Here is a 15,920-nt window from a genome sequence, read left to right as displayed (position 1 = left end):
GCCCCGGCCGGCTCCTCCCGGCCGGGGCATCCCTTTTCCAGGAGATCCATTCATGTCGACGCTTTCGCTCAGCAACATCGCCGTGCGCTACAAAGGCCAGCCGCAACCCGCCGTCGAGGGCGCATCGCTCTTAGTCGGTCATGGCGAGTTCGTCGTGCTCACCGGCCGCTCCGGTTGCGGCAAGTCGACCTTGCTCAACGTGGCGGCGGGCTTGGTCCTGCCCGAACGCGGCGTAGCCTCCGTCGATGGCCGGCCGATCGAGGGGCCGGGCGCCGACCGCGCCGTCGTCTTCCAGAGCGATGCGCTGTTTCCGTGGTTCTCCGCCCGCGACAACGTCGCCTTCGCGCTCAGGCTACGCGGCATCGGCGAAAGGCAGCGCAACGCCATCGCCAACGAATTGCTCAAGCGCGTCCGCCTCGACGGCCTCGGTGACAAGCCGGTGTGGGAGATGTCCGGCGGCATGCGCCAGCGTGTCGGCCTTGCCCGCGCGCTCGCCGCCGAACCCGACTTCCTGCTGATGGACGAGCCGCTCGGCGCGCTCGACGCTTTGACGCGCGAGCGCATGCAGACGCTGCTGCTCGACATCTGGGCGCCGGGCAATCTCGGCGTGCTGATGGTCACCCACGGCATCGAGGAGGCGCTCCTGCTCGGCACCCGCGTCGTTGTCATGGCGCCCGATCCCGGCCGCATCGCCCACTCGTTCGAGGCCGGTTTCAGTCGCCGTTATGCCGCCGGCGAACCCGTCCGCTCGATCAAGGGCGACCCGGCATTTGCCGAGGCACGGGCTGAGCTCGCCGACGCGATCTTCGAAGGAGAGCCGGCATGACACTGCTGCATGCTGAACGTGGCCGGCGCGAACTGGCTGAACCCGAGATTTCGACGGTGCGCGCGCCGCGCAGCGAAACACCCGGCCGCGAGCTGTCGTCGCGCAGCATCAGCGCCATCACCATCCTGGTTGCCCTGCTGGCCTGGACCCTCGTCACCAGGCTCGGGCTCGTCGCACCGCTGTTCCTGCCGCCGCCTCAGGATGTGCTGGCAAAATTCTGGACGGTGGCCTCCCAAGGTTTCGTCGACGCGACGCTTGCTCAGCACCTGCTGGCGTCGCTGGGGCGTGTCTTCGCCGCACTCGTGGCGGCAACGCTCGTCGGCATCCCGGTCGGCCTTGCCATCGGCACCAGCCGCATCGGCCGAGGCATCTTCGACCCAGTACTCGAGTTCCTGCGGCCGATCCCGCCGCTCGCTTACCTGCCCCTGATCATCATCTGGTTCGGCATCGGCGAGTCCGCCAAGGTGCTGGTCATCGCAATCGCCATGGTGGCGCCGATCGCGCTGTCGACGGCCTCCGGCGTGCGCAACGTCCAGCACGACCGCCTCAATGCCGCCCGCTCCCTTGGTGCGTCGCACCGGCAGGTCATCCGCTTCGTCGTCCTGCCCAGCGCGCTGCCGTCGATCCTGACCGGCCTGCGCATCGCGCTCGGCGCCGGCTGGACAACGCTGGTGGCCGCCGAGCTTGTCGCCGCCACAAGGGGCCTCGGCTTCATGATCCAGTCGGCGGCGCAATTTCTCGTCACCGACGTCGTCGTCATGGGCATCCTGGTCATCGCTGCGGTTGCCTTCGTGCTCGAATTCGGCCTGCGCCGGTTGGAGCGCAGGTTGGTGCCCTGGGCCGGCCGCGAGTAGCGGTCGGCCAAGGCTGCGGCCCAGCGCTTATGCCCGCATGGTTTCGCGCATGGCACCGCGTCCGCGCAGCATGGGTAGCCCCAGCGTCACCAGCACGAAGCCGGCTGTCACGACCTTGAGGTCGCTTGGCTGCAGCCCGATCGACAGCGCCAGCGACACGAGCTGATAATAGACCATTGCACCGACGACAGGCGCCAACAATTGCCGCGTGACGGTCTGCCGCCCGGTGATGGTTTCGCCGATGACCAGCGAGGCGAGACCGTTGATCAGGATGCCGGTGCCCATTCCGACATCGGCATAGCCCTGCAATTGCACGATGAGCGCGCCGCCAAGGGCGGTCAGGCCAGAGGCGATACCCAATCCGACGATCGTGTATGTCCAGATGCTGATGCCGAGCGATGGCGCCAGCTCCGGATTGATGCCGATGACGCGCAGCGCCGCTCCTGCCTGCGTGGCCAGGTACCAGCGCAATGCGACCAGGGCCACGACGATCAGCACGGCGAATGTGGCGACCTGCAGCCGAACGTCGGTCAGGATGGTCGGGTCGATCTGGGTGAAGATGTTGTCGGTGTTGAACAAGGCGATGTTTGAGCGGCCGAGAACGCGCATGTTCACGCTGTAGAGTGCCGTGAAGACCAGGATGCCGGCCAGCAGCGAATTGATGCGAAAACGCAGATGCACCAGCGCGGTCGCCGCGCCGGCTCCGACACCGGCGAGTATCGCGACAACGGTTGCCAGGAGCGGCGGATACCCCGCCAGCAGAAGTGTGGCGCAGACGCAGCCGCCAAGCGGAAACGCGCCTTCGCTGGTCAGGTCCGGAAAGCTCAGCAAGCGGAACGGGATCATGATGCCGAGCACCAGGAACGAATAGATGAGGCTTTGGGACAACGTCACCGGCACGAGATTGAGATAGGCGTGGATCACGTCCATTGGTCAGGTTCCGAGCAGCATGCGATCGTTTTCGATTCTGAACTTCTCGACGAGATCGACAGGCGTGAGTCTTGCTTTCTCGGTGCCGCCGATGTCGTCGCGGATGCGGCCAGCATCCATCATGACGAGCCGGTTACCGGTCTCGATCGCCTGGCGCATGTTGTGGGTGACCATCAGCGTGGTCAGCGACTGCTCGGCGACGATCCGCAAGGTCGTCGCCATGATCAGATCGGCGGTGCGCGGGTCCAATGCTGCCGTATGCTCGTCGAGCAACAGCAGCGAGGGGCGCGACAACGATGCCATGATCAGGGACAGGGCCTGGCGTTGCCCGCCGGAGAGTTGGGATACCGGTGTCGACAACCGATCTTCCATGCCGAGCGCCAGGCCGGCGAGCAGCACCCGGTAGCGGTCGCGCTTGGCGCCGTCGAGATGGCGCGCAAAGCCTCTGCGTTGCCCGCGCTGTTCGGCCAGGGCCAGGTTTTCCTCGATGGTCATGGCCGCTGCGGTACCAATCATCGGGTCCTGGAACACTCGTGCGATCATGCCCGCCCGCCGATGTGCTGCAAGGCGGGTGATGTCTTGGCCGTCCAGGGTGATCGAGCCACCATCCGGCTCGATCGCACCCGCGATCGTGTTGAGCAGCGTCGATTTTCCGGCGCCGTTCGAGCCGATGACCACGACGAAGTCGCCGCGATTGAGTGCAAGGTCCACCCCGTTCAACGCCGGTCGCGCTCCGGCAAGGCCGGCGTTGAAAGTTTTACGCAAGTCCGCGCAGACGAGCAGGGGCATGCTCACCGCTGTCACTTGAGCAGCCATGGACTGTCCTTGAGCGCTTCCGGAACCGTCAGGCCGACCGCTGCGAGACCCTTGGGGCTAACAAACGCGTCGAAGTCTTCGCCCTTGGGAACATAGGGCGCGATGTCGGCCGGCTTCTCGCCCTTGAAGATCCGGTCGGCGATATCGGCGGCATGCTCGCCATTCTTGCGATAGGAGATGGCGTGGAAACCGGCGAGCTGGTCCTTGAGGTCAGGGGCGTAGACCGAGTTGAACAGCGGCAACTTGATTCTCTGCGCCACCTGGGCAACGACCGGTACCGAGGTCTGCACCACGTTGGACTGGATGAGGAAGATGGCGTCCACCTGTCCGGCGAAGGTCTGGACACGCTGGGGCAGGTCGTTGGGATTGTCGACCGGCACGCCGACGATTTCGATCCCGGCCTTTGCGGCCGCCTTGTGGATCAGCTCCATATTGGAGGTGTCGTTGTCTTCGCCCGGATTGAACAGGGTCCCGACCTTCTTGACCTCGGGCAAGACCTTCTTGAGGTAGTCGAAGGAAGCATCGAAATCGGGCAGCATGGACGCGCCGGTGCTCCAGGCCGAGCCGTGCTGCCAATCCGGCACGATGCCCGCCACGACCGGGTCGACGACCGCGCCGAACACGACCGGGATCGACTTGTCGGTGATGCCGCGCACCGCCGCCTGGTTGAGGCCGGTAGTGATGGCGAGGATCAGCGCCGGATGCTTGGCTTCCACCTGCTGCAGGATTTGCGGAACAAGGCTGCGGTCGAAATTGGCGTGCTGGAAGCCGTAGGTGACGTCCTTGCCTTCGACGTAGCCCAGTTCGCTCATCCGGGCCTTGAAGCCTTCGGCGACCTGGTTGAGCGCCGGGTGTTCGCCGAAGCTGGCGATCTCGACCAGTTTAGGGTCAGCCAGGGCTGCGCCATTCGCGGCGGTGAGCAAGGCTGCAGCGAGCAGCCACTTCATCAATTTCACGACACGCTCCTAAGGTTGGGATTACACGATGGTGGGGCGCCAGTTCTGTTCAGCGACCCGCAGGAAATTCTCGCCCAGCACGCCAAGTATGGCCGTCTCCGAATAGCCATGGCGTTCCAGAGCTTCGACCAGTTCGGGCAGGACTTCGGGTTTGACATCGGCCCAGGGCGGACGCGGATAGCCGCGCAACGCCATCATCGGGCCGGAGTCGTAGAGCTTGGTCATGAAGGGCTGATAGAAAACGGTGTCGAGGCCGAGGCCGACATGTTCGGGCCCGACGAGCTGGGCGACGTAATCGATATGGCGCATCAGCGCCGGAACGTCGGAACGGTTGTCGTCGGTCAGAAAAGCGCCGATGGAGTTGATGCCGACCACGCCGCCGCGGCGGGCGAGCGCCTTGATCTGGACGTCGTCGATATTGCGCTCGTGGTTCTTCAGCGCGCGCACGCTCGAATGCGAGAACACCACCGGCTTTTCCGACAGCTCGATGATGTCGAGCGACGTGTTGATGCCGGCGTGGCTTGCGTCGAGCATCATGCCGACGCGATTGGCCTCGGACACGAAGGCACGGCCCAGCATGGAAAGCCCGGCATCCGAGGGCTCGTGGCAGCCGTCGCCAAGCGGGTTGCGGGTGTTGTAGGCCACGATCATCCAGCGGATTCCAAGCCGGTACCAGCTGTCGATCATCGCCGGCTCGTGAGCCGCCGGGCCGGCACCTTGCAGATGCAGGCCGATCGCCATCTTGCCCGACTGCTTGGCGGCGCGGATGTCGGCCACGGTTTCGATGAGCTGGTAATCGTGGGCGCGTTGTTCGAACCAGCGCCTTTGTTGGGAGAGATGCCGGAACGTCGGCTCCGGTCGGTCCCAGTCGGCGCCGATTGTGAGCGACAAGAAGGAGAACCCCGCGTCGCGATAGCGGACCAGCATGTCAGGACCTTCATCGAGACATTCGGGAGTCCAGCCCACGGCACTTTCCCAGACTACAGCCTTGGCGATGAGGTTGTTGGCTGAAACAGTCACGTCGTCTGCACCCGCTGAGAAATATGAACTCCAAGCGGTCAGCTAATCGGCAATCTCGTCGTTGCGCTATTGGCGGGAATGGGTTTGATTGTTTCATACTTGAACCAATCAAGGCCCCGTGATGCCGACAACGCCCGATCCATTCGACCTGATGATCTTTGCGCGCGTTGCGGAAACGGGAAGCTTCAGCGCCGCGGCCGAACGGCTTGGCCTGCCGAAGTCGACAGTGTCGCGGCGCATCACCCTCTTGGAGGCGCAGTTGGGAGAGCGCCTGCTCCAGCGCAGCACGCGGCGCAATTTCCTGACCGAGATGGGCCAGCGTATTCTCATCCCCGCCGAACAGATTATCCACGAGGTGGACGCCGTCATGGCGGTCGCCGAACACCGGCAGGTGACCCCGTCGGGACGGCTGCGTGTCTCGGTTCCCGGCGACCTTGCCGCAATCTCGCTCGCTCCGATGCTGGCAGAATTCAGCAAGGCATATTGCGAAATCCAGCTCGAACTGGATCTGTCGCCTCGTTATGTCGACGTCATTGCCGACGGTTTCGATCTCGCGATACGGATCGGTGGCGAAGCGCAGGACCTGAGGTTGACCACCCGGCATCTGGTCGACCTCGGCATCGGTCTTTATGCCTCGCCGCAGTACAGGGATCGCGCCGGCCAGCCCGATGCGCCCGAAGCCCTCGCACAGCATGACGTGCTGGTGCTGCTCGCCGACGGCGTTCCGGTCAACTGGGTTTTGAACAAGGACGCCCAGTCGGTTCCCGCCGACATGTCGGGACGGCGGGTCTGCGCGAATTCTTACGAGCTGCTGTTCCGCCTGGCGCGCTCGGGCGCCGGCATAACGGCGATGCCCGATCTTTTCGCGCGGCCTTATCTGGCAAGCGGCGAACTCGTCCGCATCCTGCCGGCATGGAGTCTTGCACCGGCCATGGTGCGCGCCGTCTTTCCGAGCAGGCAACTGATGCCGCGCAAGACGCGGGTCTTCCTCGATGCGCTTTTGGGCCATCTCAAGCCGCGTCCGCTGAGGACGGCGCAGCCACTGCCGGCCTAGTCGGCGATCGCCGGCACTGTCGGCGGCGTCGCCACAAGCCCGGCGGTCACTACCGCTGCCGTGGTCAAGGGGGTAGCCAACCTATGCTGCCAATTCCTCGGGCTGGCGAGACATCTCCAGGCGCCGCTCGGCCAGCGGCCCGGCGATCTCGGCGACATAACGACCCTGGTGGCGGGCGCCGGCGAGTTCGTTGGCGCTGGGCGCCCTTGAGCTGCCATCGGCGTTGATGGCGAGGGTGGTCGCGCCATAGGGCGAGCCACCGGTGATTTCGTCCATGCGCGTCTGCCCCTTGAAGGTGTACGGCAGGCCGACGGTCACCATGCCGAGATGCATTAGCGTCGCGTGCATCGACAGGATCGTGTGTTCCTGCCCGCCATGCTGGCTCTCGCTCGAGGTGAACACGCTCGCCACCTTGCCGACCAGGGCGTTCTGTAGCCACAGCCCGCCGAGCTGGTCGATGAAGTTCTTCATCTGCGAGGCCATGTTGCCGAAGCGCGTCGGCGTGCCGAAGACGATGGCGTCGTAGTCGGCGAGTTCCCGCGGCGTGGCGACGGGCGTGTCGTCGTGGCGGATACCAGCCTTCAGCATCGTCGCTTCGTCCATCAGCTCGGGAACGCGCCGCAGCGTGACGGTGGCGCCGGCCTCGCGAGCACCTTGGGCGATGGCTTCGGCCATGGTGCCGATGTGGCCATAGGCGGAGTAGTAGAGAACCAGGATCTTGGACATGGGAATCTCCTTCTGCCGGCCGCAGCCGGAAGTGAAACAGGTTTCGAATTGTCTGGAGTGGGGAGGCGCGCCGCCCGGAAGCGGTGCCATTGTTCAGGCGGTGGCGAGCTTGGCCGGAGCTGGCTTCGCCTGCTGAGCGCGCTGGCTGAGCCAGACACTGCCGAGCACCACGACCATGCCGAAGATCTGCGTTGCGCTGAGCGACTGGCCGAGCACCGACCAGCCGAGGATCACGGCGGTCATCGGGCTGAGGAAGCCGAGTGGCGACACCACGGACGGTTCCAGCCGGGCGATGCCACGGAACCAGAGAATGTAGGTCAGTGCCGCACCGATCAGGCCGAGCCAGGCGAGGCCGAGCAGGTTGGCGGTGGTCAGTGCAGGCAGCGACGGTTCCTGCAGCAAAGCCACCGGTAGGAGCAGCAGGCCGCCTGCGGTCAGCTGCCAGGCGGTGAAGGTCAGCGGCGACACGGGCGGCTGCCAGCGGCGGCTGAGCACCGTGCCCGCGGCCATCGAAACGGCGCCTGCGAGACCGGCGGCGATGCCGATGGGGTCAAGCGCCGCATGCGGCGTCAGGATCAGCAATGCAACGCCAGCCATGCCGGCAATGGCGGCCACGATTGACAGCGGGCGGATTGGCGAGCCGAGCAAGGCGCGAGCGAGCAGGATGACGATCAGCGGCTGGATCGCGCCGACAGTTGCCGCCACACCGCCCGGTAGACGATAGGCGGCAACAAACAGCAACCACCAGAAAATCGAGAAGTTGAGCGCGCCGAGCACCAGCACGCGCGCCCACCAGATGCCCTGTGGCAGCTGGCGGACGAGCAGCAGGAGCAGCAGGCCGGCGGGAAGCGCCCGCAGCATGGCAACCGTCAGCGGGTAGCCGGCGGGCAGGAACTGGGTCGTCACGATATAGGTGCTGCCCCAGATCGCGGGGGCGATTGCCGTCAGCAGCAGGTCGGTGTTGCGCGTCGTCATGGGTGCATCTCTCTTTACATCAAGTATCTTGACTTCAAGATAATCCATATTCTCTTGACGTCAAGAGAAATAATCGGAATGGTGAGCCATGGATCAGGTTGACGACATTCTTGCCCAGTGGAACCGCGAACGGCCCGACCTCGACGTCGCGCCCATGGGGCTTATCGGCCGCGCCAACAGGGTATCGCAGCATCTCGGCCGCGAGATGGAAAAGACCTTTGCCGCGCATGGGCTGAACTTCGCCAGCTTCGACGTTCTGGCGACGCTGCGCCGCTCGGGACCGCCTTATGCTCTGTCCCCCGGCGATCTGTCGGCGACGATGATGATCACCTCGGGCACCATGACCAACCGCGTCGACCAGCTCGAAAAGGCCGGCCTCGTCGAGCGCCGTCTCAACCCCGACGACCGCCGCAGTTTCATCGTTTCTCTGACCGACAAGGGTTTCGCCACCATTGACGCCGCCGTCACCGACCATGTCGCGACGCAGACACGCATCGTCTCGATGCTGACCAAGGAAGAGCGGGCGGCGCTCGACGTGCTGCTGAGCAAGTTTCTGGTGAGCTTCGAGAGCGTTTGAGGCTGACCGGTGAAGGTTAGCGCTGCATCTCATTCTACCGGAGCTTGAAGGGGCGGGCCCACTCTCAAATGAGGGTTACCCCCACCCCTAACCCCTCCCCCAAAAGGGGGAGGGAGACTAGGTTGCCGACGTCTAAGCAACCTCCTCTGTCAGAGCCAATGTCATTAAGGTCGGCGCTTCGCGTGTGAGATGGCTGTCGTGGCAGCGCCGCCGCAGAATCCCCCTCCCCTTGTGGGGAGGGGGTAGGGGTGGGGGTAACAGCCGCGCACGTCTCGGCGCTTCACCCCGCCAGCGCCTGCTCCAGATCGGCGATCAGATCATCCCCGTCCTCGATGCCCGCCGACAGCCGCACCAGTGAATCCGAGATGCCGATCTCGGCGCGCTTTTCCGCCGGGATCGAGCCGTGCGTCATCAGCGCCGGGTGCTCGATCAAGCTTTCGACGCCGCCGAGGCTTTCCGCCAGCGTGAACAGCTGCGTCCGTTCGAGGAAACGTTTGGTCGCTGCCAAGTCGCGGTCGAGGTCGACCGATATCATGCCGCCGAAATGATACATCTGCGCCTTGGCGATGGCGTGCTGCGGATGGCTTTCGAGGCCGGGATAGATCACCCGGCGCACGTCCTTGCGCCCTTCCAGCCAGCGCGCGATCTGGGCGCCGTTCTGCGAATGCCGCTCCATGCGAAGTGCGAGCGTCTTGATGCCGCGCAGCGCCAAAAAGCTGTCGAACGGCCCGGAGATCGCGCCGATGGCGTTTTGCAGGAATTTCAGCTGGTCGCGCAGCTCCTTGTTGTCGCCCACCACCACACAGCCGCCGACCATGTCGGAATGGCCGTTGAGATATTTGGTCGTCGAATGCACGACGATGTCGATGCCGAGCTCCAACGGCCGCTGCAGGTAGGGGCTGCAGAAGGTGTTGTCGGCGACAGACAGCACGCCCTTGCGCTTGGCCAGTGCGGCGACCCCTTCGAGGTCGACGACCCGCAGCAGCGGATTGGTCGGCGTTTCGACCCACAGCATCTTGGTCTCCGGCCGGATCGCCGCCTCGACGGCGGCGAGGTCGGTGAAGTCGACGAAGGTCACCTGCAGCCCTGCGGTGCGCTTGCGCACCCGTTCGAGCAGCCTGAACGTGCCGCCATAGATGTCGTCGGTGGCAACGATATGCGCGCCCGCGTCGAGCAGTTCGAACACAGTGCCAATCGCCGCCAAGCCGGAGGCGAAGGCGAAGCCGGCGGAGCCGCTTTCGAGGTCGGCGATGGCGCGCTCGAAGGCAAAGCGCGTCGGGTTCTGGCTGCGGGCGTACTCAAAGCCCTTGTGCACGCCGGGGCTCTGCTGGCCATAGGTCGAGGTGGCGTAGATCGGCACCATCACGGCGCCCGTCGTCGGGTCGTGGCTCTGGCCGCCATGGATGGTGCGCGTCGAGAATGCCAGCCGGTTCTTCACAGTGGTCATTTTGCTCGCCTGAGATGGTTGATGAGATCGACCCGGGTGATCAGCCCGACAAATTCCTCGCCGTCGAAGATGATCGCCACTTCGTTGCGGTCGAAAATCGGCAGCAGCGCGTCGAGCGTCTGGTTGGCCTGCAGCGTGTGCAGGTCCTTTGCCATCGCCGTCGAGACGGGCGCGTTGAAGCGGTTCCAGCGGCTGTCATAGGGTCCTTCGACAACGGCCAGTATGTCGCCCTCGTCGATGATGCCGACAAGCTTGCCCTCTTCCAGCACCGGCAGCTGCGACACGTCTCCGCGCCGCATCCGGCCATAGGCGGTGAGCAGGCTGTCGCCGGGGCCGACAAACACCGTGCCGCCCTCGCGATGCGAACGCGCCACCAGATCGCTGAGGTCGCCATGATGCTCGCGCTCGTCCAGCCCCTGCTCGGCCAGCCAGAAGTCGTCGAACACCTTGGACAGGTACTTGTTGCCGCTGTCGCAGACGAAGGTCACGACGCGCTTCGGCGTCTTCTGCTCGCGGCAGTAGCGCAGCGCTGCCGACAACAGCGTGCCCGACGACGACCCGGCCAGGATGCCTTCCTTGGCGAGCAGGTCGCGCACCGCCAGCATGCTCGCCTTGTCGTTGACGGTGTAGGCCTTTTTGACCAGCGACAAGTCGCAGTTCGGCGGCACGAAGTCCTCGCCGATGCCTTCGACAGTCCAACTGCCAGCCTCTTCCATCTTTCCGGTCTTGACCAGCGGCGCCAGCACCGAGCCCAGCGGGTCGGCCAGCACCATCTCGGTCTTCGGCGAAACTTTTGCGAAGAACCGCCCGAGCCCGGTCAAAGTGCCGCCTGAGCCGACACCCACCACCACCGCATCGACATCGCCTTCGAGCTGCTCCCAGATCTCCGGGCCAGTCGTCGTCTCATGCGCCAGCGGATTGGCCGGATTGGCGAACTGGTTGACGTAGAACGAGCCGGGGATCTCGGCGGCGATCTTTTCCGCCATGTCCTGGTAATATTCTGCATGGCCCTTGCCAACGTCGGAGCGCGTCAGCCTGACCTCGGCGCCGAGGGCACGCAGGTGCTGGATCTTCTCGCGGCTCATCTTGTCGGGCACGACGAGAATGATGCGGTAGCCCTTGGGGATGCCCACCTGCGCCAGCCCGAGCCCGGTATTGCCGGCGGTCGCCTCGACGATGGTGCCGCCACGCTTGAGCTTGCCCTCGCGCTCGGCCGCCGCGATCATCGACAGCGCGATGCGGTCCTTGATCGAGCCGCCGGGATTCTGGCTTTCCAGCTTGATGAACAGCCGGCACAGGCCGGTGTCGAAGCGCGTCAACTCGACGACAGGCGTTTCGCCGATTAAATCGAGCACGGACCTGAAGGGCGGGTTCAAGCGGCTCATGGCGGCGTCTCCCTCGGCAGGCAGGTTCATCGGAATATCCCATGTCGGGCGGGCGGACACCAGCCGCCCGGAAGCTTCTTGCGGCCACTTGGCCATCCTGGCCGCATTTACCGGTGCTGCCCCAAACGAACAAAGGCAGGGCTTTTCGTTTAGTGCGAAAGCTTGAGAAGGAAATTCTCACGCGCCACCTTTAGTTCCGTTTGCGGGCAATACATTTCTCTTTCCGGCTGTTGTTGACTCTCCACTTGGTGGAGCACCTAGAAGGGCTGTCATGGACGACAGGATCTACACCATCGGTGAGCTTTCGAAGCTGAGCGGCATCACCGTTCGCAAGCTCCGTTTCTACTCCGACAAGGGGCTTTTGCCCCCGACGGTCAGGGCGGAGAGCGGCTACCGCATGTTTTCGGGCGCTGATCTCGAGCGGCTCGGGCTCATCCTCGCGCTTCGCGATGCAGGCGTGAGCCTCGCCGAAATCGGCAAGATCCTGTCGAACCGCCTCGCCATATCGGCCGTGCTGGAGCTCAGGCTCAAGGCGCTCGAGGCGGAAATCAAGTCCAAGCGCCGTGTCGCCGCCGCCCTCAGGGCGGCCATCCGGGTTCCCGACCCGACAACAGACGACCTCAGGAGAATATGGACCGTGACAAAGCTCTCCCAGACTGAATTCCGCGCCGCCATCGAGCATTTCTTCGACGACGTGGCGTCCCAGGCGAACGTGTCGCCGGAATGGAAGAAGCAGATGATCGACGCTTCGACGCCCGACCTCCCCGACGACCCAACGCCCGAGCAGGTCGACGCCTGGACCGAGATCATGGCCTTCGTTTCGGACAAGGAATACGCCGCCGAGCTGCGCAACAGCATGTCGTCGATGTGGGACGGCGAGTTCGATCCCGCCGCCTATGCCGAGGCCTCCAACGCCATCTTCGCCCGCGTCCGCGAAGCCATCGACAAGGGCGAGACACCGGAGTCCGAAACCGGCAAGGCGATCGCCCGCGATTGGCTGGTTAGTTCAGCCAAGGCGATGAACAGGACGCCTGACAAGGCGTTCCTGGAGTGGCACGACAACCAGTACCGCAAGTACCATTCCCGTTCGGCGCGCTACTACGAACTGCTCCGCATCCTCAGGGGCGACCGCCAGCCCGACACGATCAGCGAGGAGTGGAGCTGGATCAACGCCGCCATGGCCGGGGCGCTGTAACTGGCGACCATCCTGGCTTGCAGGAAACCTCCAACGAAAAAGGGCCCGCGATGCGGGCCCTTTTGTATTCTTCGTCTTTGGCGAACTTATTCGAAGTCGCCGAGGTCGCGCACCGCGCCGCGGTCGGCCGAGGTGGCAAACGCCGCGTAGGCCTTCAACGCCTTGGTCACCTTGCGCTTGCGCACTTCTGTCGGCTTCCAGCCCTTCGCGTCCTGCTCGGTGCGACGGGCAGCGAGCGTCGCTTCGTCGACGCGCAGGCTGATCGTGCGGTTCGGGATGTCGATGTCGATCATGTCGCCCTCGCGCACCAGCCCGATCGTGCCGCCATTCGCCGCTTCAGGCGAAACGTGGCCGATCGACAGGCCTGAGGTGCCGCCCGAGAAGCGCCCGTCGGTCAAGAGCGCGCAGGCTTTGCCCAGGCCCTTCGACTTGAGGTAGCTGGTCGGGTAGAGCATTTCCTGCATGCCGGGGCCGCCCTTCGGGCCCTCGTAGAGGATGACCACCACGTCGCCGGCCTTGATCTCGTTGCCAAGGATCGCCTTGACCGAGGCGTCCTGGCTTTCGAAGACGCGGGCAGGGCCCGAGAATTTCAGGATCGACTCGTCGACGCCGGCGGTCTTCACCACGCAGCCGTCGCGCGCGATGTTGCCCTTCAGGATGGCAAGGCCACCGTCCTTGGAGAAGGCATGTTCGGCCGAGCGGATGACGCCCTTCTCTCGGTCGAGGTCGAGCTCGTCCCAGCGCCGGTCCTGGCTGAAAGCTGTCTGGGTCGGCACGCCGCCGGGAGCGGCGAGGAAGAAGTCGCGCACTGCCTGGCTTTTGGTCCGCGAGGTATCCCAATGGTCGATGGCTTCGCCGATCGACGCCGTGTGCACGGTCGGCAGGTCGCGGTTCAGCAGGCCAGCTTTGTCGAGCTGGCCGAGGATTGCCATGATGCCGCCAGCACGGTGCACGTCTTCCATGTGCACGTCAGCCTTGGCAGGCGCCACCTTGCACAGCACGGGCACCTTGCGCGACAGCCGGTCGATGTCGTCCTGGTCAAAGTCGATCTCGCCTTCATGCGCGGCAGCCAGGATGTGCAGAACGGTGTTGGTCGAGCCGCCCATGGCGATGTCGAGCGCCATGGCGTTTTCGAACGCGCCCTTGGACGCGACGTTGCGCGGCAGCACGCTTTCGTCGTCCTGCTCGTAGTAGCGCTGGGCCAGGTCGACGATCAGGTGTCCTGCTTCGACGAACAGGCGCTTGCGGTCGGCATGTGTCGCCAGCGTCGAGCCGTTGCCGGGCAGCGACAGGCCGAGCGCCTCGGTCAGGCAGTTCATCGAATTGGCGGTGAACATGCCCGAGCACGAACCGCAGGTCGGGCAGGCCGAGCGCTCGATCACCTTGACCTCTTCGTCGGTGACCTTGTCGTCGGCGGCGGCGACCATGGCGTCGATCAGGTCGAGCGCATGGGTCTTGCCGTTGAGCACGACCTTGCCGGCTTCCATCGGGCCGCCCGAGACGAAGACGGCCGGGATGTTGAGGCGCATCGCGGCGTTCAGCATGCCGGGCGTGATCTTGTCGCAGTTCGAGATGCAGACCATGGCGTCGGCGCAATGAGCGTTGACCATGTATTCGACGCTGTCGGCGATGATCTCGCGGCTCGGCAGCGAATACAGCATGCCGTCATGGCCCATGGCGATGCCGTCATCGACGGCGATGGTGTTGAATTCCTTGGCCACGCCGCCGGCCGCCTCGATCTCGCGTGCGACGAGTTGGCCGAGGTCCTTGAGGTGCACGTGACCCGGCACGAACTGGGTGAAGGAGTTTACCACCGCAATGATCGGCTTGCCGAAATCGGTGTCTTTCATGCCGGTGGCGCGCCATAGGCCACGCGCGCCAGCCATGTTGCGGCCGTGGGTGGTGGTACGCGAACGATAAGCAGGCATGGGGGCTCTCTCATACAATAGATGGCTAACAGTGGGATTGAGCCACTATCGCCCTTGCGTCAACCATTTTTCGCCTGACCAGGCGTCTGGCATGACGACAGCGGGCAGCTGCCATGCATTTCGTGCAGCACAGACGCGGTTTCAAGCCTTGGAGTTGGCCGATTTCCTGCCTTTTCGGCCGCGCCTGAGCTCGGCGACGCCGACAGTCAGGCCCATCGCCAGCGCCATAGTGGCGGCCAGCGAGCGGAAGCCGCCGAAATCGGCCTCGGCCACCTCGAACCAAACCCTGGCGAACTGCGCCAGCGGCGAAAACGCGCTGTCGGTGATCGCCACCACGGGCACGCCGTTTGCCGACAGCACCCGGGCCTCCTCGACGGTTGCGGAGGCATAGGGCGAGAAGCTGATGGCGATGACGGCATCCCTCGGCGTGGCGAAGGAAATGATCTCCGGGCTCAGCCCCGAGGCGGATTCGATCAGCTGGCTGCGCACGCCGAGCTTGCCCAGCGCATAGGCGATGTAACTGGCAACCGGGTAGGAGCGGCGGCGGGCCAGGATGTAGATGGTCTCGGCGCCATTGAGCAGGTCGATGGCGCGGTCCAGCGTCTCGTCGTCGATGTTGCGCGACATCACGTCGATCGACTTGCTGGCCGCTGCCAAAAAGCCGTCAACGATGCGGCGGTTGCTGGTGCCGTCGTCGGCGTCGCCACGCACGACGGTCAGCCGCTCCTCATAGGAAGTCGTGCGCTCCCTCAGCCGCTCGCGAAAAACCTGCTGCAGGCTGGTGAAGCCGTCATAGCCGAGGTGCTGGGCAAAGCGGATCAGCGTCGAGGGCTGCACGCCGGCTGAGCTGGCGATGCTGGCGGCGGTGCCGAAGGCGATCTCGTCGGGATTGTCGAGCGCATAGGCCGCCACCTGGGCGATGCGCTTGGGCAGGCTTTCGCGGCGATCGAGGATCAATGCCCTCAGCGCCTCGAAATCGCGTGGCAGTGCCTCCGAAACCGTGTCCGCCATGTCGTCCATTCCGCCTCCGCCTATTCCACCATAACGCTGCCGCTGCAGGCTGTCCAAATAAAATGAACTGTATGTTCCATTTTCGCCAAAATTCGACTATTCAATCCGCCGTGAGCATGAACCCGAACCGAAGGTCCGCCTAACGAACAGCGGGAACCAGTTTTGGGCAAGATCATGCTCCGGCAAAAAGATTGAGCCCATTCCGGCGGGATGCGAGCTC

The 15,920-nt window shown here is 64.6% G+C and carries 15 protein-coding genes; 5 read left to right on the top strand and 10 right to left on the bottom strand.

Annotated elements, in window-relative coordinates; all coding sequences use genetic code 11:
- The first annotated feature begins 52 nt into the window (after positions 1 to 52).
- Positions 53 to 826 (top strand): taurine ABC transporter ATP-binding protein, encoded by a 774-nt coding sequence (locus ACSQ3E_RS26540; protein WP_436124956.1) that lies wholly within the window; start codon positions 53 to 55, stop codon positions 824 to 826.
- On the top strand, positions 823 to 1,680 hold the full coding sequence (gene tauC / locus ACSQ3E_RS26535; protein WP_436124955.1) for a taurine ABC transporter permease TauC: 858 nt from the start codon (positions 823 to 825) through the stop codon (positions 1,678 to 1,680). The genes ACSQ3E_RS26540 and tauC overlap by 4 nt, the downstream gene beginning before the upstream one ends.
- Positions 1,681 to 1,707: 27 nt before the next feature.
- Here the strand turns inward: tauC and ACSQ3E_RS26530 are convergent, their stop codons facing one another.
- The 4 genes from ACSQ3E_RS26530 to ACSQ3E_RS26515 are packed head-to-tail and all read right to left on the bottom strand — an operon-like array spanning position 1,708 to position 5,402.
- Positions 1,708 to 2,610: an ABC transporter permease gene (locus tag ACSQ3E_RS26530; protein ID WP_436124954.1), complete on the bottom strand. Its 903-nt coding sequence runs from the start codon at positions 2,608 to 2,610 to the stop codon at positions 1,708 to 1,710.
- Between the two features lie 3 nt (positions 2,611 to 2,613).
- On the bottom strand, positions 2,614 to 3,399 hold the full coding sequence (locus ACSQ3E_RS26525) for an ABC transporter ATP-binding protein (RefSeq protein ID WP_436124953.1): 786 nt from the start codon (positions 3,397 to 3,399) through the stop codon (positions 2,614 to 2,616).
- 11 nt (positions 3,400 to 3,410) lie between these two features.
- Entirely contained in the window at positions 3,411 to 4,373 is a 963-nt protein-coding gene (locus tag ACSQ3E_RS26520) for an ABC transporter substrate-binding protein (protein WP_310327616.1), read from the bottom strand.
- Positions 4,374 to 4,403: 30 nt separating this feature from the next.
- Positions 4,404 to 5,402: a dipeptidase gene (locus ACSQ3E_RS26515; protein WP_436124952.1), complete on the bottom strand. Its 999-nt coding sequence runs from the start codon at positions 5,400 to 5,402 to the stop codon at positions 4,404 to 4,406.
- A gap of 121 nt (positions 5,403 to 5,523) precedes the next feature.
- On the opposite strand from ACSQ3E_RS26515, the gene ACSQ3E_RS26510 reads away from it, so the two are divergent.
- Positions 5,524 to 6,456 carry a LysR family transcriptional regulator gene (locus ACSQ3E_RS26510; RefSeq protein WP_310327515.1) on the top strand — a complete coding sequence of 311 codons (933 nt, stop codon included), beginning with the start codon at positions 5,524 to 5,526 and terminating at the stop codon, positions 6,454 to 6,456.
- A gap of 81 nt (positions 6,457 to 6,537) precedes the next feature.
- Here ACSQ3E_RS26510 and wrbA read toward each other — a convergent pair whose 3' ends face one another.
- Together wrbA and ACSQ3E_RS26500 are read right to left on the bottom strand one after the other, a co-directional pair.
- On the bottom strand, positions 6,538 to 7,182 hold the full coding sequence (gene wrbA, locus ACSQ3E_RS26505) for an NAD(P)H:quinone oxidoreductase (protein WP_436124951.1): 645 nt from the start codon (positions 7,180 to 7,182) through the stop codon (positions 6,538 to 6,540).
- Positions 7,183 to 7,275: 93 nt separating this feature from the next.
- Positions 7,276 to 8,157 (bottom strand): EamA family transporter, encoded by an 882-nt coding sequence (locus ACSQ3E_RS26500; protein WP_436124950.1) that lies wholly within the window; start codon positions 8,155 to 8,157, stop codon positions 7,276 to 7,278.
- An 88-nt stretch (positions 8,158 to 8,245) separates the two neighbouring features.
- Here ACSQ3E_RS26500 and ACSQ3E_RS26495 point away from each other — a divergent pair, with 88 nt between their 5' ends.
- Entirely contained in the window at positions 8,246 to 8,734 is a 489-nt protein-coding gene (locus tag ACSQ3E_RS26495) for a MarR family winged helix-turn-helix transcriptional regulator (protein ID WP_436124949.1), read from the top strand.
- A gap of 280 nt (positions 8,735 to 9,014) precedes the next feature.
- Here ACSQ3E_RS26495 and ACSQ3E_RS26490 read toward each other — a convergent pair whose 3' ends face one another.
- Together ACSQ3E_RS26490 and ACSQ3E_RS26485 are read right to left on the bottom strand one after the other, a co-directional pair.
- Positions 9,015 to 10,181 (bottom strand): cystathionine gamma-synthase, encoded by a 1,167-nt coding sequence (locus tag ACSQ3E_RS26490; RefSeq protein ID WP_310327505.1) that lies wholly within the window; start codon positions 10,179 to 10,181, stop codon positions 9,015 to 9,017.
- On the bottom strand, positions 10,178 to 11,566 hold the full coding sequence (locus ACSQ3E_RS26485) for a pyridoxal-phosphate dependent enzyme (RefSeq protein WP_436124948.1): 1,389 nt from the start codon (positions 11,564 to 11,566) through the stop codon (positions 10,178 to 10,180). The genes ACSQ3E_RS26490 and ACSQ3E_RS26485 overlap by 4 nt, the downstream gene beginning before the upstream one ends.
- A 271-nt stretch (positions 11,567 to 11,837) precedes the next feature.
- Between ACSQ3E_RS26485 and ACSQ3E_RS26480 the strand changes: the two genes are divergently transcribed.
- Entirely contained in the window at positions 11,838 to 12,761 is a 924-nt protein-coding gene (locus ACSQ3E_RS26480; RefSeq protein ID WP_436124947.1) for a MerR family transcriptional regulator, read from the top strand.
- A gap of 86 nt (positions 12,762 to 12,847) precedes the next feature.
- Here ACSQ3E_RS26480 and ilvD read toward each other — a convergent pair whose 3' ends face one another.
- Positions 12,848 to 14,689, bottom strand: coding sequence for a dihydroxy-acid dehydratase (gene ilvD / locus ACSQ3E_RS26475; RefSeq protein WP_436124946.1), 1,842 nt, complete (start codon positions 14,687 to 14,689; stop codon positions 12,848 to 12,850).
- A gap of 141 nt (positions 14,690 to 14,830) precedes the next feature.
- Positions 14,831 to 15,709, bottom strand: a complete 879-nt coding sequence (locus ACSQ3E_RS26470) for a MurR/RpiR family transcriptional regulator (protein ID WP_436124945.1) — start codon at positions 15,707 to 15,709, stop codon at positions 14,831 to 14,833.
- Between the last annotated feature and the right edge of the window lie 211 nt (positions 15,710 to 15,920).

The organism is Aminobacter sp. LjRoot7, assembly GCF_964252895.1.
GTDB classification, from domain to species: domain Bacteria; phylum Pseudomonadota; class Alphaproteobacteria; order Rhizobiales; family Rhizobiaceae; genus Aminobacter; species Aminobacter aminovorans_B.
Note: the sequence above shows the minus strand (reverse complement) of the source record. Positions and strands in the feature narration are given on the sequence as shown.